Source organism: Stenotrophomonas sp. RIT309 (assembly GCF_000632045.1).
GTDB lineage: Bacteria > Pseudomonadota > Gammaproteobacteria > Xanthomonadales > Xanthomonadaceae > Stenotrophomonas > Stenotrophomonas indicatrix.
Genome location: NZ_JFYS01000005.1, coordinates 107,906 through 127,280 on the forward strand (window position 1 = coordinate 107,906; position 19,375 = coordinate 127,280).

19 protein-coding genes are annotated in these 19,375 nt (G+C 66.8%); 9 read left to right on the top strand and 10 right to left on the bottom strand.

Annotation, left to right across the window (positions count from 1 at the left end):
- Positions 1 to 161: 161 nt before the first annotated feature.
- Positions 162 to 1,139, bottom strand: coding sequence for a zinc-binding dehydrogenase (locus BW38_RS15860; protein WP_032975309.1), 978 nt, complete (start codon positions 1,137 to 1,139; stop codon positions 162 to 164).
- Positions 1,140 to 1,621: 482 nt separating this feature from the next.
- On the opposite strand from BW38_RS15860, the gene BW38_RS15855 reads away from it, so the two are divergent.
- From BW38_RS15855 to BW38_RS15840, 4 genes are all read left to right on the top strand, one after another.
- Positions 1,622 to 3,949 carry a ribonucleoside-diphosphate reductase subunit alpha gene (locus BW38_RS15855; RefSeq protein ID WP_235189906.1) on the top strand — a complete coding sequence of 776 codons (2,328 nt, stop codon included), beginning with the start codon at positions 1,622 to 1,624 and terminating at the stop codon, positions 3,947 to 3,949.
- Between the two features lie 113 nt (positions 3,950 to 4,062).
- Positions 4,063 to 5,103 carry a ribonucleotide-diphosphate reductase subunit beta gene (locus tag BW38_RS15850; protein WP_032975312.1) on the top strand — a complete coding sequence of 347 codons (1,041 nt, stop codon included), beginning with the start codon at positions 4,063 to 4,065 and terminating at the stop codon, positions 5,101 to 5,103.
- 13 nt (positions 5,104 to 5,116) lie between these two features.
- Positions 5,117 to 5,596, top strand: coding sequence for a flavodoxin (locus BW38_RS15845; protein WP_032975359.1), 480 nt, complete (start codon positions 5,117 to 5,119; stop codon positions 5,594 to 5,596).
- The gene (locus tag BW38_RS15840) at positions 5,568 to 5,894 is read left to right on the top strand and encodes a thioredoxin family protein (RefSeq protein ID WP_032975313.1); all 327 of its coding nucleotides are present in this window, start codon (positions 5,568 to 5,570) and stop codon (positions 5,892 to 5,894) included. The genes BW38_RS15845 and BW38_RS15840 overlap by 29 nt, the downstream gene beginning before the upstream one ends.
- A gap of 93 nt (positions 5,895 to 5,987) precedes the next feature.
- Here the strand turns inward: BW38_RS15840 and BW38_RS15835 are convergent, their stop codons facing one another.
- On the bottom strand, positions 5,988 to 7,319 hold the full coding sequence (locus BW38_RS15835) for an Nramp family divalent metal transporter (RefSeq protein WP_025878570.1): 1,332 nt from the start codon (positions 7,317 to 7,319) through the stop codon (positions 5,988 to 5,990).
- 117 nt (positions 7,320 to 7,436) lie between these two features.
- Here BW38_RS15835 and mntR point away from each other — a divergent pair, with 117 nt between their 5' ends.
- Positions 7,437 to 7,913: a manganese-binding transcriptional regulator MntR gene (gene mntR / locus BW38_RS15830; RefSeq protein ID WP_025878571.1), complete on the top strand. Its 477-nt coding sequence runs from the start codon at positions 7,437 to 7,439 to the stop codon at positions 7,911 to 7,913.
- Between the two features lie 62 nt (positions 7,914 to 7,975).
- Here the strand turns inward: mntR and BW38_RS15825 are convergent, their stop codons facing one another.
- The 3 genes from BW38_RS15825 to fabR all read right to left on the bottom strand — a co-directional run bounded on the left by BW38_RS15825 (position 7,976) and on the right by fabR (position 11,526).
- Positions 7,976 to 8,524 (bottom strand): thioredoxin-like domain-containing protein, encoded by a 549-nt coding sequence (locus BW38_RS15825; protein WP_025878572.1) that lies wholly within the window; start codon positions 8,522 to 8,524, stop codon positions 7,976 to 7,978.
- Complete coding sequence (locus BW38_RS15820; RefSeq protein ID WP_032975315.1) at positions 8,514 to 10,673, bottom strand: TonB-dependent receptor; 2,160 nt, start codon at positions 10,671 to 10,673, stop codon at positions 8,514 to 8,516. The genes BW38_RS15825 and BW38_RS15820 overlap by 11 nt, the downstream gene beginning before the upstream one ends.
- A gap of 196 nt (positions 10,674 to 10,869) precedes the next feature.
- Positions 10,870 to 11,526, bottom strand: a complete 657-nt coding sequence (fabR, locus tag BW38_RS15815; RefSeq protein WP_025878574.1) for an HTH-type transcriptional repressor FabR — start codon at positions 11,524 to 11,526, stop codon at positions 10,870 to 10,872.
- 92 nt (positions 11,527 to 11,618) lie between these two features.
- On the opposite strand from fabR, the gene BW38_RS15810 reads away from it, so the two are divergent.
- Both BW38_RS15810 and BW38_RS15805 read left to right on the top strand, forming a co-directional pair.
- Entirely contained in the window at positions 11,619 to 12,689 is a 1,071-nt protein-coding gene (locus BW38_RS15810) for a ferredoxin reductase (protein WP_051584920.1), read from the top strand.
- 13 nt (positions 12,690 to 12,702) lie between these two features.
- The gene (locus BW38_RS15805; RefSeq protein ID WP_025878576.1) at positions 12,703 to 13,851 is read left to right on the top strand and encodes an acyl-CoA desaturase; all 1,149 of its coding nucleotides are present in this window, start codon (positions 12,703 to 12,705) and stop codon (positions 13,849 to 13,851) included.
- Between the two features lie 4 nt (positions 13,852 to 13,855).
- On the opposite strand, the gene BW38_RS15800 is transcribed toward BW38_RS15805, so the two are convergent.
- From BW38_RS15800 to BW38_RS15780, 5 genes are all read right to left on the bottom strand, one after another.
- Positions 13,856 to 14,194 (bottom strand): tetratricopeptide repeat protein, encoded by a 339-nt coding sequence (locus BW38_RS15800; protein WP_032975318.1) that lies wholly within the window; start codon positions 14,192 to 14,194, stop codon positions 13,856 to 13,858.
- Positions 14,194 to 14,769: a flavin reductase family protein gene (locus BW38_RS15795; protein ID WP_032975319.1), complete on the bottom strand. Its 576-nt coding sequence runs from the start codon at positions 14,767 to 14,769 to the stop codon at positions 14,194 to 14,196. The genes BW38_RS15800 and BW38_RS15795 overlap by 1 nt, the downstream gene beginning before the upstream one ends.
- The gene (locus tag BW38_RS15790) at positions 14,766 to 15,395 is read right to left on the bottom strand and encodes a superoxide dismutase (protein ID WP_032975320.1); all 630 of its coding nucleotides are present in this window, start codon (positions 15,393 to 15,395) and stop codon (positions 14,766 to 14,768) included. Before BW38_RS15790 ends, BW38_RS15795 begins: the two co-directional genes overlap by 4 nt.
- Before the next feature lie 317 nt (positions 15,396 to 15,712).
- Positions 15,713 to 17,236, bottom strand: a complete 1,524-nt coding sequence (locus tag BW38_RS15785) for a thioredoxin family protein (protein ID WP_032975321.1) — start codon at positions 17,234 to 17,236, stop codon at positions 15,713 to 15,715.
- A gap of 99 nt (positions 17,237 to 17,335) precedes the next feature.
- Positions 17,336 to 17,815 (bottom strand): GNAT family N-acetyltransferase, encoded by a 480-nt coding sequence (locus BW38_RS15780; protein WP_032975322.1) that lies wholly within the window; start codon positions 17,813 to 17,815, stop codon positions 17,336 to 17,338.
- A 54-nt stretch (positions 17,816 to 17,869) separates the two neighbouring features.
- Here BW38_RS15780 and BW38_RS15775 point away from each other — a divergent pair, with 54 nt between their 5' ends.
- Together BW38_RS15775 and BW38_RS15770 are read left to right on the top strand one after the other, a co-directional pair.
- Positions 17,870 to 18,805: a TIGR03571 family LLM class oxidoreductase gene (locus BW38_RS15775; protein ID WP_032975323.1), complete on the top strand. Its 936-nt coding sequence runs from the start codon at positions 17,870 to 17,872 to the stop codon at positions 18,803 to 18,805.
- Positions 18,806 to 18,926: 121 nt separating this feature from the next.
- Positions 18,927 to 19,256, top strand: a complete 330-nt coding sequence (locus BW38_RS15770; protein WP_235189905.1) for a DUF3817 domain-containing protein — start codon at positions 18,927 to 18,929, stop codon at positions 19,254 to 19,256.
- The last annotated feature ends 119 nt before the right edge of the window (positions 19,257 to 19,375 follow it).

Sequence of the window (19,375 nt, forward strand, 5' to 3'; positions counted from 1 at the left end):
TTCCAATGACGAAAGCGCATTCAGTTATACATCACAGGTTCTTAACGAAAGTCGGCGGCCTCGGTGCGGCAGACCATCCCGGTGGGTGCGGACCGTTAGTCCGTACGCTCCTGCAGGGTCAGAGCCCTTCCCTTTCGGAAAGGGATCCGACCCCGTGGGCATCACGCGCGCAGCAGCACCTTGCCATTGCGGCCCGAACCGGCGCCGGCTTTCGCCGCCTGGGCGATGTCGTCCAATGCGAAGATCTGCTCCACCGGCAGGGTCAGTTCACCCCCGGCCGCACGCTTCAGCAGTTCACCCACCAACCGCCGCTTGTCTTCCACCGCCATTGCCTGGCTGACCTTGCTGCCCCAGAAGCCCTTCACCGTGGCTTCCTTGTAGATCAGGCCGCCGGCGGGAATGCGCATCGGTTCGCCGCTCATCACACCGAAAGAGACCAGGGTGCCGTGGTGGCCGAGCAGGTCGACCAAGTCGCCGCTGGCATCGCCACCGATGGAATCGACTGCAGCAGCGGCCTGCGCTTGCCCGGTGGCTTCGCGCACGCGGTCCTTCCAGCCGTCCACCGAGGTATCGAACACGTGATCGATGCCCAGTGCCTGCAGTTGCGCCACGGCCTCGGCATTGCGCACCAGGTTGGCCACGTGCACGCCGCGCGCCTTTGCGAGCATCGCCAGCGATTTGCCGACGGCACCGTTGGCGGTGTTCTGCACGATCCACTGGCCCTGCTCGACGTGCAGGAATTCCAGCAGCATCAACGCGCTCAGCGGCATGGCGATCAGCTGTGCGGCCATTTCATCGGCGATCGCGTCCGGCATCGGGATCACCATCCGCGCCGGTGCGATGAACGCTTCGGCCCAGGTGCCGTGCACCGAGGCGGCGGCAACCCGCTGGCCGATCTGCAGGCCGTCGACGCCTTCGCCGAGCGCATCGACCACGCCCAGTGCTTCGCTGCCGCCGATCGCCGGCAGCGTCGGCTTGTAGCCATACAGGCCACGCACGGTCAGCAGATCGTGGTTGTGGATCGAGGCCAGCACGGTGCGGATGCGTACTTCGCCGGGACCGGGTTCGGGCAGGGGGGCATCGGCAACGGCGAGGACCTGGGCTGGATCGCCGAAGGAGGAGTACAGGGCAGCGCGCATGGGCGGTGTTCCAATGAAAGTTGACGTTGTACCGAACTGGGGATGCGTCCGGCGTCGACAAGGTCGCGCACGTGCAACACGGCATCCTGCGACCGATGGTCGCGTTGGCGCGCGATCACCGCATCTTGTGTTGACGGCTCGGAATATCCCCACTATGTTGTGGCTGTCACTCCCGGTCAGCCGCCGCCGCCGGACATGCAGCAAACGTCCCGCGGCCCGCCCCTGAAGGCTTGCCGTGTCGACGCGGCCGCCACCGTGCGGACGCAGGTCGCCCCCACGGCCCGGATACCGGCCGCAGGCGCAGGCAGATGCCGACGACCTGTGTTCCCGCCCCTTGGCACTTCACCCGTTCGCCCCGTGCGCCGGTATCGCGTGCAGGGCCGCCATGGCATCGGGCGCCGACGCGCGCACGAGCCTGGAGTTTCACCACCATGACCGACAGTACCTTCCGCGTGGCCGACCTGGCCGGCGCCGGCGACGCCATGCGCGCCAGCGGCGAGCGCGTGCCGACCTGGATCACCAAGGAAGCCGGCAATCGTCGCCTGCCGTTCGATGCGGCGCGCCTGCTGCGCAGCATCGACACCATCCACGCCGACCTGCCGCAGCTGGATGTGGCCGACTATCGCCGCGTGGTGCTGGCGATGGTCGAACGCAAGCCCAGCATCAGTGCCGATGATCTGGTGGATCTGCTGATCCGCGAAGCGGAATCGCGCGTCGACCTTGTCGCGCCGCAGTGGGAACAGTTCGCTGCACGCCTGTACCTGCGCCGGCTTTACAAGCGCGCCAGCCGCAACCGTTTCTACGATGTCAGCCTGAAGTACGGTTCCTACGTGGGCCTGCAGGAAAGCCTGGCCGACCGCGGCATCTACAGCAACGACATCCTGCGCTGCTATTCGAAGGAAGAGCTGCAGCAGGCCGGGGAGATGATCGAGCCCGAGCGCGATCGTCTGTTCGCCTACAACGGCCTGTACCTGCTGGCCACGCGCTACCTGGCTACCGACCGCAGCCGCGAGGTGTATGAGCTGCCGCAGGAACGTTGGCTGACCATTGCCCTGTACCTGATGCAGAACGAGGGCGGGGCTGGTGAGAGCGGCCGCGTGCGCCGCATGCAGCTGGTGGGCGAGGCGTACTGGGCGTTGTCCAACCTGTACATGACCGTGGCCACGCCAACCCTGGCCAATGCAGGCAAAGTCGGCGGCCAGCTGTCGAGCTGCTTCATCGACACGGTGGACGACAGCCTGCAGGGCATCTATGACTCCAACACCGATATCGCCCGTGTGTCCAAGCACGGTGGTGGCGTGGGTGCGTACCTGGGGTACGTGCGCAGCAGTGGCGCGCCGATCCGCGGCGTGCCCAACTCGTCCGGCGGCGTGGTGCCGTGGATCAAGCAGCTCAACAACACGGCGGTGTCGGTCGACCAGCTCGGCCAGCGCAAGGGTGCAGTGGCGGTGTACCTGGACATCTGGCACCGCGACATCGAGGCGTTCATGGACCTGCGCCTGAACAACGGCGACCAGCGCCTGCGTGCGCATGATGTGTTCACCGCCATCTGCGTGCCGGACCTGTTCATGGAGGCCGTCGAGCGCCGTGCCGACTGGTACCTGTTCGATCCGCACGAGGTGAAGCAGGCCAAGGGCTGGTACCTGCAGGATTTCTACGACGAGAAGCGAGGGCAGGGCAGTTTCCGTGACCGCTACGCCGAGCTGGTGGCCGACGAACGCATCAGCCGTCGCACGGTGAAGGCGATCGACCTGTTCAAGCGGATCATGCTCAGCCAGCTGGAAACCGGCAACCCGTTCCTGTTCTACCGCGACGAAGTGAACCGGAAGAACCCGAACAAGCATGCGGGCATGGTCTATTCCAGCAACCTTTGCACCGAGATCCTGCAGAACATGAGCCCGACGCGGATGATCCAGGAGATCGTCAGCGGCGACCAGATCGTCACCACCCGCCGCGCGGGCGACTTCGTGGTCTGCAACCTGTCGTCGATCAACCTCGGCCGTGCCATCACCGCCCCCGAGGATCTGCTGGCCAAGGATGTGCTGGAACGGTTGATTCCGATCCAGGTACGCATGCTCGACAACGTGATCGATCTCAATGCGCTGCCGGTGCCGCAGGCCACCATCACCAACCGCAAGTATCGCGCCATCGGCCTGGGCACGTTCGGCTGGCATCACCTGCTGGCACAGCAGGCGATCCATTGGGAATCGCCCGAGGCCGAGGAACTGTCCGATCGCCTGTTCGAGCGCATCAACTTCCTGACCATCCAGGCCAGCGCGCAGCTGGCCAAGGAGAAGGGCAGCTATCCGATGTTCGCCGGCAGCGACTGGCACAACGGCAACTATTTCCGTGACCGCGATTACAGTGGCGCGGCCTGGGACAGTCTTGCGCGCGAGGTAGCGACCAACGGCCTGCGCAATGGCTGGCTGCTGGCGGTGGCGCCGAACATGAGCACCGCGCAGATCGCCGGCTCCACCGCGTCGATCGACCCGATCTACAGCGCGTTCTACTACGAGGAAAAGAAGGACTTCCGGCGACCGGTGGCCGCGCCTGGCCTGTCGCTGGACACCTGGCCGTACTACGAGAAGGGTGCCTACAAGGTCGACCAGTTCGCCAGCGTGCGGCAGAACGCACGCCGCCAGCGCCATGTGGACCAGTCGATCAGCTTCAACCTGTACGTGCCCAGCACGATCCGCGCCAGCACCCTGCTGGAGCTGCACCTGAGTGCCTGGCGGGAAGGGTTGAAGACCACCTACTACGTGCGCTCCAACGACATCGACATCAGCGAATGCGAGTGGTGCTCGAGCTGATCGCTGCGCTCCAACCGCGGTAGCGCCGGGCCAGGCCCGGCGAGCGCAGCGCGCGGCCACCGCACCTTACCTTCCGCCGGGCATGGCCCGGCGCTACCTCTGCAGGAAAGACCATGGCAACACCCCTGGACCGCATCAAGATCCTCGAACCGCGCCACCCCAACCGCAGCACCGGCATCATCAACGGCCGCACCAGCGGCATCCTCAACTGGAACGACATTCCGTACCCGTCGTTCTATCGCGCTTACAAGGAGCTGTCGACCAACTTCTGGATCCCCGACGAAGTGGACATGAAGGTGGATGCACGCCAGTACGGCGAGCTCAACGCGCGCGAGAAGAACGCCTACGATTCCATCATCGGCCTGCTGGCCACGCTGGATTCGCCGCAGACGCGCTTCATCTACAACGTCGCCGAGTACATCACCGATCCGGCCGCGCACGCCAACGCGGCGATCATCGGCCAGCAGGAGGTGATCCACAACGAGAGCTACAGCTACGTGCTGGCCTCGATCACCGACCTGCCCAACCAGAACCGCATCTTCGAGATCGCCCGCACCCATCCCACCATCATCAAGCGCAACGCGCCGATCATGGGGGCCTATGACGATTTCATGCGCGAGAAGACCGCCGAAACCCTGCTGAAGTCGTTGATCCAGTCCTCGATCCTGGAAGGCATCAACTTCTATTCCGGCTTCGCGTACTTCTACAACATGGTGCGGCAGAACCGCATGAACGGCACCGGCAAGATCATCAGCTTCATCAACCGTGACGAACTGGCCCACACCAAGTTCATCAGCGAGCTGATCCGCGCCATCATCGGCGAGAACCCGGAACTGCAGACCAACGAGCTGACCGCCTACGTGCACCAGTCGTTCGAACACGCCATTGAACTGGAAACCCAGTGGTCGGCGGAGGTGCTGGATGGCATCGATGGCATCGACGTGGACGAGATGGTGCGCTACGTGAAGTACCGCGCCAACAAGATGGCCGGCATGCTCGGCATCGAGCGCCTGTACAGCGACACCGCCGACAACGTGATGCCGTGGATCAAGGCCTACGCCGACAACTTCACCGAGACCAAGACCGACTTCTTCGAGATGCGCAATGCAAGCTACAAGAAGACCAACGTCGACAACGGCTTCGACGACCTCTGAGCGCGGCCCGGCGCTGCGCATCCTGATCGTGGTGGCGTCGCTCAGCGGCAACACCCGTGAGCTCGGCCGCCACATCGCCGCGCGTTGCCGGGCCGCAGGCCACGCCGTGCACTGGCAGGAGGCCGACGACCTGCGCCAGGCCCCGCCGTTGCCGGTGGACGAGGCTGACCTGGTGCTGCTGGGCTGCTGGACCGACAACGCCGGGCGCACACCGTCGGAGATGAAGGCCTGGGTGGCAGGCATCGCCGAGCGCGGCCAGCGGCCGCGGCAGGTGGCGGTGTTCGGCACCGGTGAAACGCAGTGGGGGCAGGAGTACTACTGCGGTGCGGTGCACCGGCTGATCCGCTATTTCCACAGTGGCTACCCGCCGCTGGAGATCGAACAGATGCCACATGGCCGGCGGCATGCCGCGGCCATCGATACCTGGACCGATGCGGTCCTGGATCACTACTGGAGTACCACCGATGCAGATCATCGACGCCACCACGCCTGAGCAGTTCCAGCAGTTGCTGGCCGACCATCCACGCGTGCTGGTGGACTTCCACAAGGACCAGTGCCCGGGCTGCCGGATGCTGGACATGTCGCTGCAGCGGGTGGCCAGCGGCACTGCAGGGCAGGGCACGACCCTGCTGCGGGTGCAGCTGGAGGTGGTGGGCGAGGCGTTCTTCCGCGAGCTGGGCCTGCGGCAGACCCCTACGTTGTCGCTGTTCCTGGACGGTGACGAGCGCATGCGCATGCCGGGTTTCCAGTCGCCGCAGCAGATCGAAGCGGCCATCGCGGAGTTCCTGTAGCGCCGGTAATGCCACATCCACGCATGGCGTGGATCTACTGCAGGTCGCCAGCGGTAGCGCCGGGCAATGCCCGGCGGATTCCCACCGCGCGGATCAACCGGCTGCGAACGTATCCACCAGCAGCTTCACGTTCAGCACCACGATCACCAGCGCGATCACCCAGGCGATGCCGCCGAGCCAGCGCGGCGCCACCAGCGCGCCCATCGTCACCTTGTCGGTCACGATGCGTACCAGCGGGATGATCGCGAACGGCAGCTGCATGGACAGCACCACCTGGCTCAGCACCAGAAGCTTCACCGCGCCCTGGTCGCCGAACAGCATGATGACCACCACCACCGGAATGATCGCCAGCGCGCGGGTGATCAGCCGCCGCAGCCACGGCGGCAGGCGCAGGCGCAGGAACCCTTCCATCACGATCTGCCCGGCCAGTGTCGCGGTCACCGTGGAGTTCAAGCCGGAAGCAAGCAGTGCCACTGCGAACAATGTCGAGGCCAGGCCGACGCCCAGCATCGGTGCCAGCAACTGGTGCGCCTGCTCGATGTCTTCCACATCGAAGCGGCCGTTGGCATGGAATACCGCCGCCGCCAGGATCAGGATGCTGGCGTTGATGAACAGCGCCAGGGTCAAGGCAAAGGTGCTGTCGGTCACCGCCCAGCGCAGCGCGCTGCGACGGCCTTCATCGGTGCGTGGATAGGCACGGGTCTGCACGATGGAAGAATGCAGGTACAGGTTGTGCGGCATCACCGTTGCACCGATGATGCCGATGGCGATGTACAGCGCATGCGGATCGGTGACCACCTGCGCGCGCGGAATGAAACCGCCCAGCACCTGCATCACCGGCGGCGCGGCCAGCGCGATCTGCACCATGAAGCAGCCGAAGATCACCAGCAGCAGTGCGATCACGAAGGCTTCCAGCGCGCGGAAACCGCGGTTCATCAACAGCAGCACCAGCAGCGTGTCCAGCGCGGTGATCACCGCGCCCCACAGCAGCGGCAGATCGAACAACAGTTTCAGCGCGATGGCCGTGCCGATCACTTCGGCCAGGTCGCAGGCGATGATCGCCGCTTCGCACAACGCCCATAGCGCCAGGTTCACCGGCTTGGGGTAGCGCGCACGGCAGGCCTGCGCCAGGTCCATGCCGGTGGCGATGCCCAGCCGTGCCGACAGCGCCTGCAGGATCACCGCCATCAGGTTGGAGATCAGGATGACCGACAGCAGCAGATAGCCGAAGCGTGAGCCACCTGCGAGATCGGTCGCCCAGTTGCCCGGATCCATGTAACCCACCGACACCATGTAGCCGGGGCCCAGGAAGGCCAGCAGCCGGAACCACCAGTGGCCCTTTTCGGGTACGGCGATCGACGCGTTGAGCGCACCCAGGCTGGCCGCGGTGGAGGCCGGAGAGTCGGTGGGCGCGACAGTGTTCATGGCTGCCAATATAGCCACTGCTATATCGCATAGCAATGTGAAACAATCGTCTTTACTGCGTCACTGGTCCAGAATTCAGGTTCGCACCCGGATGACAACTGCAGGACAGGCACACGCGTGGGCAAGACGGACGATTCGACATCGCTGAAAAGCACCCCCTTGATCGAGGCCGAGCGCCAGGTCGAGAGCTTCCGGCAAGTGCGCGAAGCACACCGGATGGAGCTGGTGGAGGATTATGTCGAGCTGATCTCCGACCTGCTGGCCGACGGCGGCGAGGCCCGCCAGGTCGACATCGCCACCCGCCTCGGTGTGGCCCAGCCGACCGTGGCGAAGATGCTGCGCCGGCTGGCCCGCGATGGCTGGGTGGTGCAGCGCCCGTACCGCGGCGTGTTCCTGACCCCGGAGGGCGAGGCGCTGGCCCATGCCAGCCGCCAACGCCACCAGACCGTGGAGCGCTTCCTGCTGGCGCTGGGCGTGGACCCGGATACCGCGCGACGTGATGCCGAGGGCATCGAGCACCACGTCAGCGAACAGACACTGGCGCTGTTCGACGCATTCGTGCGCAAGGCCGAGGGCGGTTCCGCCGAACGGTAGCGCCGGGCCATGCCCGGCGGACGCGTTGCCGCCTCACGCATTTCGCCGGGCATGGCCCGGCGCTACCGGGGTTGAACGCCGTCATCGGGGCAGTGCGCCTGCTGTTGCGCACATGCCCGCTTCCACCATTCCTGCAATACCGGTTGCAGCCCGCGGTAATGGCGCCCCTGCCAACCATTGGCCAGCACCGTGCCCTGCGCATCGATCAGCACCAGGTTGGGCGGGGCCGGGCCCGCCAATGCCTGCAGCGCTGGCATGCGCTGCGCACGACGCGGGTCCAGCACCGGCCACGGCATCTGCTGCAGGTGCATGTAGCGCCGCAACGCCGCCTCGCTTTCATCCAGGCTGACATACACCACTTCGGTATCGGCGCCGGCCTCGCGCAGCGCGTCGCGCACGCCGCGCAGGGTCGGCACGAAAGCGTGGCAGGGCGCGCACCAGTCGGCGCCGAAGTACAGCGCGATCAGCGTTGGCGGTGGCGACCACTGCATCGGGCGCAGGGCACGTGGCTCGGGCCGCATCAGCGAGGCGGAGACCTGCGCATGCAGGTCGGCAGCCACTGCCGGCCATGCCAGTGCCAGCAACAGCGCGGGCAGCCAGCTAGAACGCATAGCGCAGGTTGACGTACCACGAGCGGGCGAAGCGAGGACCGTACACGTAATCGCTGTCGCGCAGCGCGCCGCTTTCCAGATCCTTCTGCCGCTGGTCGAACACGTTCTTGACCCCCGCCGCCACCGACACTTCCTGCTGTGCCTGCGCACCCAGATGGCGATGCCAGCGCGCGCCCAGGTCGGTGACCAGGAAGGCGCGGGTGCGATGCAGCTCGCCCAGCCGGTTGTTGAGCACCGGCATCGATCCGGTGTGGCGCAGCGCCAGGAACGTCTCCCAGGGCTCGGCCGGCATCCAGCTGAGTTGGGCCAGGCCGGTCCAGCGCGGGGTTTTCAGATAGTCGCGGCTGTCGATGACGGTGACGCCGCCGTCGGCGGTGTCGTCGAAGATGCGCTGCGGCTCGCGGAACTGCGAGCGGTACCACGATGCGCCGGCAGTCAGCCGCCACTGCGGGGAGGGCTGCCAGCCGAGGTTGGTTTCCACGCCCAGCACGTTCGAGCCGGAGGCGTTGTAGCGCAGCTGCGTCAGCTGGCCATCATCGCCGCGCTGGATCTCGCCCAGCGCGAAGGTATCGCGGATGCGTGCGTAGGACGCGGTGGCATCCCAGCTCCATACCGGGTCGGCCGGGTCGGAGCGCCAGTCGAACCCGAACAGGGTGGTCAGCGCGCGCTCCTCCTTCAGGCCACGGGTGTTGCGCACGCGCACCTGCTCGCCGCCGAGGGTATCGACGTGGACATCCTCGACGAAGATTTCCGGCGCACGGAAGCCGGTGGCGATGCCCGCTCGCCATTTCAGCCGTGGCGTGGCCTGCCAGGCCAGGGCGATACGCGGTGAGAACACGGCGCTGTCCAGTTCCGAACTCTTGTCCACGCGCGCGCCCAGCACCAGGTCGACGTCCTCGCGTACGCTCCATTCGTCCTGCACGAACGCGCCGAGGTTGTGGAAGGTTGCATCCTCGAGCACGGCCAGGCGCTGGCCGGCACCATCGCGATTGTCGTCACGCAGGCCCTCATGCTTGTACTGAACGCCGAACGCCAGCGTGTGTGCACCCAGCCGCCAGTTCAACTGGCTGTCGATGTAGTGCAGCGGGTTGTGGGTGCGACCGTACTGGCGCCATGAGCGTGATGCGGCGCTGCCCGGTACGTTCGGGTCCAGTTGCGAAGGATCGTAGCCGGGTGCGGACGGATCGGTGACCACGTCGCCGAGTCCGCCATAGAAGCTGTCGCGGTCGATGTCGGCGAAGGCATACGCCAGGCGGAAGTCGACGTCGCCGCTTACCTCCTGGTCCCATGACAGGCTGCCGCGGCGGTAGTTCGTGTCCAGCGATTCGGCGATGTTGGCCAGGTGTTCGGGCTGGTCCAGGCGGTTGCCACCGCGACGGCTCTCATCGGTCACCTGCAGGTCCAACCGCAGGCGCGTGCCCGGAGTGGGCGCATACCAGGCCTGCAGGCCACCGACCTTGAGGTTCTTGCGGGTGATCTCGGTATAGCCGTCGCCGTTGTAGTCGATGCCGCTGTTCCAGTTGCGCTGGGCGATCACCGACAGTCCCGCGTCGGCTTCGCTGGCGACCAGATCCAGGCGCACGTCGGCGTTCTTCTGCGGCGTGCCCTTCAGAACATCCACGCCCGCCTGCACATGGCCGCCGCTGCGTGCCGGCAGCGGCGGAACCAGATTGATGACACCGGCTACGGCGCCCGGCCCGTACAGCGACGAACCACCGCCCTTGACCACTTCGATGCGGTCGACGAAGCCGGCGGGAATCTGTTCCAGCCCATACACACTGCCCAGCGTGGACAACAGTGGAATGCCATCGAACAGCAGCTGGTTGTAGGCACCGGGAAGGCCCAGCAGCTGCACTTCGCTGGTGTTGCAGTTCTGGCAGTTGCTCTCCACCCGCAGGCCGTTGATCAGCTCGACCGCGCGGGAGAAGTCGGTGGCCGCGCGCAGGGCGATGTCCTCCTTGCGCAGTACCTCGGTGCGGATCGGCACGTCCGACAGCAGGCGTTCGCTGCGGGTGGCCGTGCTGACTTTCACCTGCACGCGGTCCAGCTCGGTAGGCGAAGGCGGTGCGGCGAATGCGGTCACCGGCAGGGCGGCGGCAATACCGGCAGCCAGCGGCAGCCGGCGGAGAAGGGAGGCAGCAATGCGCATGAGGGCGTCGTCCTTGGGGAGGGAGGGCGGCGAGGGCGACCTGGCTGGCGCACATGAAAGCAGATGGTCATCAACATAGCAATTGCTATATCAGGGTCTCGGCGCGTGCGTAAACCGTGGCCTTTACTCGAACGTAATTGTTATAACATTACATAATGCGCACGCGCGTGTGCCGGTGGTCATGCACCGGAAGCGGTCAGCCGCGGCGGAAGGCGGCGGGAGTGCGCGCGCCGACGATGATCATGCGGATCATCGTGGAGATCTGTTCGACCAGTTCCGGATCGTTCTCAGGGGGCTGGTCCATGGCCGAAGCGCCCATCGCAAACACCAGCCGGGTGATCGCCATCGACACCAGTTCCGGCTTGTAGAGCACTGCGCCATCCAGTGCGGCCAGGCGCACCAGGTCATGCTGCAGTTCTTCTTCGAAGTAGTGCAGTTCGCGTTCGACCGCGTGCTTGAAATCGTCCGAGCCGACCGCGCCTTCGCGTAACAGTACGTGCAGCAGCTTGTCGTCGGCACGCAGCTGTTCCATGAAGGTTTCCACCGACACGCGTACCACGCTGGTGGCGCTGGACGTAGCGCGCTGGCGGGCTTCACCAATGATGGTGCGCAGCGAGCGCCCAGCCACGTCGATCAAGGCGACGGCCAGTTCGTCCATGTCGCGGAACTGGCGGTAGAAGCTGTTGGGTGCGATGCCCGCCTCGCGCGCGACTTCGCGCAGGCTGAGGGTGGAGAGGCTGCGATGCGGGCCGATCAGTTTCAACGCGGCGGCCAGCAGATCTTCGCGGCTCACCGTACGGCGGGCCGGGCTGCTGGCATCTTCAGGCGGAGACAGAACGGTGGCGGCGGCCATGGTACTTCCGGAGGGGCAAGGCTGAATCATACCCAATCCGGTGCAATATACACATGTATACACAGCTGTGTGTGCGGCCGTATAGTGCATCCATGAGCGCTGTCGTCCGTCCTTCCCTGTTTTCCCCGTACCGCTGGCTGTCGCCGTCGCTGTTCGACTTCTGGGCGGGCCAGCTGAATCCGTTGTGGACCCTGCGTGAGCCGATGGCCCGCCTGGTACGGCGCGAGCCGGCCGGCGAGGGCGCCGCCACCCTGGTCCTGCGCTGCAACCGGCACTGGGCCGGGATGCGCGCCGGCCAGCACGTCACCCTGGGCGTCGAGCTTGAGGGGCGTGTATTGCGCCGCAGCTACAGCCCGACCCGCCTGGGCCGTCGTGAGCTGGCCATTACCGTCAAGGCGGTGGAAGGCGGCAAGGTCAGCCAGCATCTGGTCGCGCATGCCAAGCCGGGCGACCTGTTCCGGCTGGATGCGGCCTTCGGTGATTTCCACATGCCTGCCGCAGCGCCGGTGCTTCTACTGGCCGCCGGCAGCGGCATCACGCCCATGCGCAGCCTGCTGCGCGACGCCTGCCAGCGCCCGCTGGCGGCGCCGGTCGACCTGTTCTACTGGGAGCGCAGCGCCGCGGCGTTCCAGTTCCGTGATGAGCTGCAGGCGCTGGCCGCAGCGAACCCGAACCTGCGCGTGCATCTGCTGACCACCCGCGAAGGCGAGGTGCCGGCCGCGCGCATCGACAGCCACACGTTGGCCGTTGCCGGTGACGACACCCCGCTGGCGCAGCGCCATGTGCTGGCCTGTGGCCCGGATGGCTTCGTTGCCGCTGCGCGCACGCGCCTGGCGCAGCAGGTGGCCGGTTTCCAGGCTGAAGCCTTTACGCCACCTGCGGCACTCAGTGATGCCGACAGCCTGGGTGAGGTCGCATTGACCCTGGCCCGCAGCGGCCGGCGGCTGATCGTGCCGCGTGGCCGCTCGCTGCTGGAAAGCCTGGAGGCGCAGGGCATCGCGCCCAAGCACGGCTGCCGCATGGGCATCTGCAACAGCTGTACCTGTGAACGCGTCAGTGGCACCACCCGCCACCTGCGCACCGGCGATACCCAGTCCGAAACGGCCGTGCCGGTGCGGATCTGCGTGAGCGCGCCGACCACCGACCTGACCCTGGATCTCTGAGGACTCCGCTGCCATGACCCGCGCTACCGACCGTGCCCTGAGCCCTGCCGAGATGCAGACGTTTGGTGAGGAACTCGATGCGATCCGCGACCGTGTGATCGGCAGCCTCGGCGCCTCCGACACCCGTTACATCCGCCGCGTCGCAGCGGCTGTGCGCTGGTCCGGCGTGCTCGGCCGCAGCCTGCTGTTCCTGGGTGCGTTCTCTCCGTTGTTCTGGGCGCCGCTGCTGTGGCCGGCCTGCATCGCCGGCACGCTGCTGCTGGCGCTGGCCAAGATCCTGGAAAACATGGAACTGGGCCACAACGTGATGCACGGCCAGTACGACTGGACCGGCGATCCCAAGCTCAACGGCAACACCTACGAATGGGACATCGTTGCCACCGCCGACAACTGGCGCAAGACCCACAATTTCCGCCACCACACCTACACCAACGTGCGTGGCATGGACGATGACATCGGCTATGGCCTGCTGCGCATCTTCCCGGAACAGCGCTGGAAGCCGTTCTACCTGCTGCAGCCGATCATCGCACCGATCTTCGCGCTGCTGTTCCAGTGGGGCGTGGCGGCGCAGGACCTGCGCCTGGGGCGCTGGTTCAAGGGCCGCATCAGCAGCCGTGCGATGTGGCTGCAGACTCGTCCGGTGGCCCGCAAGATGATCCGCCAGGTGCTGAAGGACTACGTGTTCTTCCCGCTGCTGGCCGGTCCGTTCTTCCTGCCGGTGATGCTGGGCAACATGGTGGCCAACGGCCTGCGCAACATCTGGACCTACGTGATCATCTTCTGCGGCCACTTCACCGCCGAATCGGAAACCTTCCCGAAGGAATGCCTGCGCAATGAATCGCGTGGCCACTGGTACCTGCGCCAGCTGCGCGGTTCGTCCAACATCAGCGGTGGTTTCGTGATCAACGTGCTGTCGGGCAACCTCAGCCACCAGATCGAGCACCACTTCTACCCGGACCTGCCGGCCAACCGCTATGCGGCCATCGCCAAGGAAGTGAAGGAAATCTGCCGGCGCTACGGCCAGCACTACAACAACGGCTCGCTGCCGCGGCAGTTCACCCAGGTGGTCTGGCGCATCCTGCGCCACGCGTTCCCGAGCAAGCCGCGCCGCCTGCCGATGCCGGACATCATGCCGGCACCGGCGTCGGCCAACGCCGGCTGAGTCTTCAGCCGGCCTTCGCCAACAGCGCAGGTGAATCGCGATCGAGCCTGCGCAGGAACACCTGCATTTCCTTGCGGGCCTGCTGGTCGCCCTTGCTGCCGGCCACGCTGAGCCCGCGCTGCCACGCTTCGCGCGCCGCCTGCGGCTGGCCACCAGCCAGCCAGGCCTTGCCCAGCAGCTTCCACGCCGCCGAATAGTGCGGGTCCAGCACCACGCAGCGGCCCAGATGGGTGGCTGCGCGCACCGGGTCGCCGGCATCCAGCCAGCTCTTGCCCAGGCCGAAGCGCAGCAGTGCGCTGTCCTTGCCGGCGGCAAGCATCCTCTCCAGCGTTTCGATGTCCATCAGCGCACCTCCAGCAGGGTTTCCACCGGTCCCGCCTGGAAGCGGCCGCGATGGAACAGCAGTGGTGCACCGCCTGCTTCCTGCACATCGACAATGCGCCCGGCCAGCAACAGGTGATCGCCGACCGGCCACTGCGCGTGGCGGGTGCAGGTGAGGTGGACCACGGCACCGGCGATACGCGGTGGCGCATCTTCGCCGTCGTCCAGCAAGGGCACATCGGTGAATCGATGGCGCACCTGCGGATCGGCGAACCGGCGCGCCAGGGCTTCCTGGCCAGCGCCGAGCACGCTGATCGCGAAGCGGGTGGCGCGCTGGAACGTGGACAGGCTCTGCGCATGCAGGGCGAGGTTCCACAGCACCAGTGGCGGCTGCAGCGAGATCGGCACGAACGAGTTGATGGTCAGCCCCTGCGGTTTTCCCTGTGCGTCGCGGGCGCAGACGATCGCCACGCCGGTAGGGAAATGGCCGAGCAACCGCCGCAGCGCACGTGGTGGCAGGCTGACCGATGGCACCGGTGCCGGAGCGGGGAACACCCCCGCCCACGGCCCGGCGTATGCACCGGAGTCCGCGTTCATGCGGCCCTGGCCTGGCGGTAGCGCCGGCCGACCTCGGCCCAGTTGGTGAGGTTGAAGAACGCGCCGATGTAGTCCGGGCGACGGTTCTGGTAATGCAGGTAGTAGGCGTGCTCCCAGACATCCAGGGCAAGGATCGGGGTGTTGCCGGAGGCGCCAGCCGCCACGCCCATCAGCGGGCTGTCCTGGTTGGCGGTGCTTTCGACCTGCAGGCGGCCCTGGTGATCGACGGTGAGCCACGCCCAGCCGCTGCCGAAACGGGTCTGCGCCGCTTTGCTGAAAGCCTCCTTGAAGGCGTCGTAGCCACCGAGGTCGCGATCGATGGCCGCGGCAAGCTCTTCGTCGGCGGTGCCGCCATTGGCGCTGAGCACGGTCCAGAACAGGCTGTGGTTGGCGTGGCCGCCGCCGTTGTTGCGCACTGCACCGCGGATCGATTCGGGCAGGGCGTCGAGGTCGGCGATCAGGGTTTCCACCGGCTGTGCCGGCAGGCCCGCCTGTTCCAGCGCGGCATTGAGGTTGTTGACGTAGGCCTGGTGATGCTTGCTGTGATGGATTTCCATCGTGCGCGCATCGAAGTGCGGCTCGAGGGCGTCGTAGGCATAGGGGAGGGCGGGAAGCGAGTACGGCATCGAGACAGTCTCCGTGGGGAAGGCCAGGGGTATGGCCGTGGGGAGACTGTTATCGCACCTCAACATTGGTTGAGGTCAAGCGGGGTGGTTGAAAAGAGGGCGCTGTCGGCGCGTTGACTGTCCCGGGATCCCGTGGGCGGATGGGCACATGCAGGTCCGCCCACGCAGGACAGGTCCACGCGCCGGCGCGGAGGCGACGTCAAAGGCGAGAGCAGAAGCAGCAGGGTAGTGCCGGCCGCTGGCCGGCAGCGGGTGATGGTCGGGGCTGCCGGCCAGCGGCCGGCACTACCTGTATCCGTCGAATCCTGCGTCTGGCGTCAGCTCAACCATTCCTTGCAGCCGCTATCAACCTGATCACCACAGGCCGCCTGCATCCGCTGCTGCAGCCGCGCCAGCGTGTCCGCACCCTTGTGCTTGGCGCTCCACGCCTGCAGCTGCCCGGCCAGCCGTTCGAAGCGCTGGCGCGTGCGCTGGTGGTAGCCGGACGGCTGCTTGTCCAGCTCGGCGATCAAGGCCTCGGTGGCCTGCTCGATACGCGGTGCATCATCGGGTGCCAGCCGCAGCAGGCCTTCCACGTACAGCACGCCCCACTGCACGCGCGTGGCAGGACCCTGCGCGCCTTCGTAGGCACGCTTCAGCCATTCCAGGGCGCCGGCGGTATCACCACGCTGCTCGGCCAGTTCGGCCAGCTCCGGCATGTAGTAGTAAGGCTGCTCGCTGCGCTTCAGCTCTGCCAGCAGCAAGGCCTCGGCGCCTGCATCATCATCGACCTGGCGCAGCGCGTAGACGGCACTGCTGATGGTGGCCTGGCGCGCGTGTGCATCGGTGGCTGCGGCATCGGCGGCGGCCACGCGCTGCTTTACGCGCTGCACCAGTGCTGCCGGCAGCGCGCCTTCAGGCTGCTGCTGGCGTGCCAGCGCCAACTCGGTCAACGCACGTGACAAGGCATCGTCTGCGCGATCACCACGCGCGGCGTCGGCACGTTCCAGCGCGACCAGCAACTGCTGGCCGAGGGCATTGCTGCTGGCCGGACCGGCGCTGGCCTGCTTGACCAGCCCGGCGCCGGCATACCCCAGCAACTCGCGGTTGCGACGTACCTCCGCCGGTTGTGCCAGCACCGCCTGCAACAGTTCGCGTACCTGGGTGGGCGCTGCCGTCGGTTTCTCGGCGGTAGCCAAGGCGAGCAGCGCGAAGCGACGCTGCAGCGCAGGCTCGGGTGCGGCCTTGGCCAGCTGCTGCAGCACGTCCTGGGCGCTGCGCTTGCCAGCCAGGCGGTTGGCATCCACCTCCCAGCCGTAATCGCCCAGTACCTGCCAGTCTTCGGCGCCGAGCGTGGCCGGCGTTGCCAGCGCGGTCGCGAGCGTTTCAGCAACGGCGCTGCGGCGGCTGGCGGCGACGGTCAGGGCCCGGGTCAGTTCGGCCGCGTCGTTGCCGCCGGCCACGCGGGTGATTTCGTTGCGCTGCGGGTCGAGCACGATCAGGGTCGGATAGCCGCGCACGCCGAAGCGTTCGCCCCATGCCTGCGCGCCTTCTTCGTCGCCGTCCAGGTAGACCGGCACGAATTTGCCGGTCAGTGCGATGAAGGCCGGATCCTTGAACAGCCCCGCCTTGAGCTGGTTGCACGGCGGGCACCACACCGCGCCCCAGTACAGCAGCACCGGCTTGCCACTCTCGGCGGCTTCGTTGAAGGCATCATCCACGTCGCCCTGGCGCCAGGCGATGGCGGAGGCCGGGGCGGTCGATGCCGCCTTCGCCGTCGGTACCGGCGCGGACGCGGGGGAGCAGGCGCTCAGGGCCGAGGCCAGCAGCAACAGGGAAAGCGCGACGCGCATCGGCAGCATCTCGAAGGACAGGGTGGTGGGCCATTGTAGGAACGGTCGGGGTGCTGGCTGATGCAGTTTGCTTATGTCGCACGCGCTGCACGGCATGTGGGCAGGGTATCAGTGCGGACCAGGGGGCGCAGCCACCGCAGCGGACACCGCCAACACCAACGGCTGGTAGATCAGGCCGTGGTACTCGCCGACGTCGCCATCCAGCACGAACCCATAGTGTTCGTACGCCGGCACCGCGTTGAGCGAGGCGCGCACGGTCATCTGCGGGCCGCGTACCTGCGGCAGCACCGCCTGCAGCAGGGCACGACCGATGCCTTGCCCCTGCAGCTCCGGCGCGACGAACAGCATCGCCAGGTGCTGGCCCGCCTTCAGTTCCACCACGCCGACCACACGGCCCTCCTGTTCGGCCACCAGGATGTGGTTGTCACCCTGCAGGCGCTCGGCGAAGGCGCTGGCTGCGGCCACGTTGCCGAAGGTGGCGATGCCCTCGGCGGTAAGCATGGGCGCAACGGCTGCATTGAAGGCCGCCATGCACACCGCGCTGATCGCGGGCAGGTCATCGACGTGGGCGGGACGGATCCTGGGCATGCGCTGTACTTCCTGTTGTGGGACGCCATCAATGCCCCACGCTAAGCTGGCGGCATGACTGATTTCAATCCTGCCCATGCACGTCTGTTTCCAGAGCAGGGCTTGAGCCTTGGCCTGATGACGCCGGTGGCCGCGCGCGGCCTGGCCGATCCACTGGAGGCGTGCCGCGTCGCGCGGCTGGCCGACGATCTGGGCTTTGCTGCGCTGTGGACCCGCGATGTGCCGCTGATGGTGCCGCAGGGGCCGGATGCGACCGCCAGTGCGCTGGATGATCCGTTCCTGTGGTTGGGCATGCTGGCCGCGGCGACCGAACGCATCGTGATCGGCACTGCGGCCATCGTGCTGCCGTTGCGGCAACCGCTGCAGGTGGCGAAATCGGCGCTGACGCTGGACCGGATCAGCGGTGGACGCTTCGTGCTGGGGCTGGGCTCGGGTGATCGACCAGAAGAGTTCGCGGCCTTCGGCGAGGACCTACAGGGCAGGGCGGGCACCTTCCGCGAGCGCTGGTCGCTGCTGCGTGCGGCGCTGTCCTCCGAACCCTCCGAGCGCGCGCCGGTGTTGCAGGCAACCGGTGGATACGACGTACTTCCCGCGCCGGCAAGGCGCATTCCGATGCTGGTGGTCGGTACCGCGCGGCAAAGCCTGCAGTGGATCGCACGCGAGGCCGAAGGCTGGGCGACCTATCACCGCGAAGAGACCGCGCAGGAAGGGCGCATCGGTCTGTGGCAGCAGGCGCTGGCCCAGAGCGGAGGCGCGCCCAAGCCATTCGTGCAGTCGATGCTGCTGGACCTGCAGGCCGATCCAACTGCGCCGGCGGAGCCGCTGCCGCTGGGCCTGAAGGTGGGCCGCGATGGGCTGCGGGGGTACCTGCAACGCGTACACGCGCAGGGTGTGGCGCATGTGATGTTCAACCTGGTGGACAACGGCCGACCGGTGGACGACGTACTGGGCGAGATCGGCGAGCACGTCCTGCCCGATACGCGTCGGTAGGTGTCCACCTTGGTGGACAGAGCTCTACCGTTCGCCGGGCATGGCCCGGCGCTACCCTCGGTGTTCGGATCGTTCGCATCTGCGTATCATTCGCATTTGATATCCAGCGCTGGAGCCCTGCGTGACCCACCGTAACCCGCTGCACCCGACCGGGCGCCTTTTCGCCGTCGTCGCCTTCATCGAGGCCATCACCTGGGCCGGTCTGCTGGCCGGCATGTGGCTCAAGTACGGCCCGCAGGCCAACGTCGCGCTGGTGAAGCTGTTCGGGCCGCTGCATGGCGTGGCGTTCCTGGTCTACGTGGCGGTGACTCTGTTTGCGGCGCTGCGCCTGCGCTGGCCATGGTGGGCAACGGGGCTGGCGTTGCTGGCTGCGGTTCCGCCGCTGGTGACCCTGCCGCTGGAGTGGTGGTTCAAGCGTCGCGGCCTGCTGTCGGTACGCGCAGGGCAGTGATGCACCCGCAGGTGCGTGCCCGTCAAGCGAATGGGTATCAAATGCAAATGCGAGCCGTTATCATTTAAGGATGGCGTCGCCGCCTGACAGGGCGACGTCGCGCGGGGTGCGGATGCGCC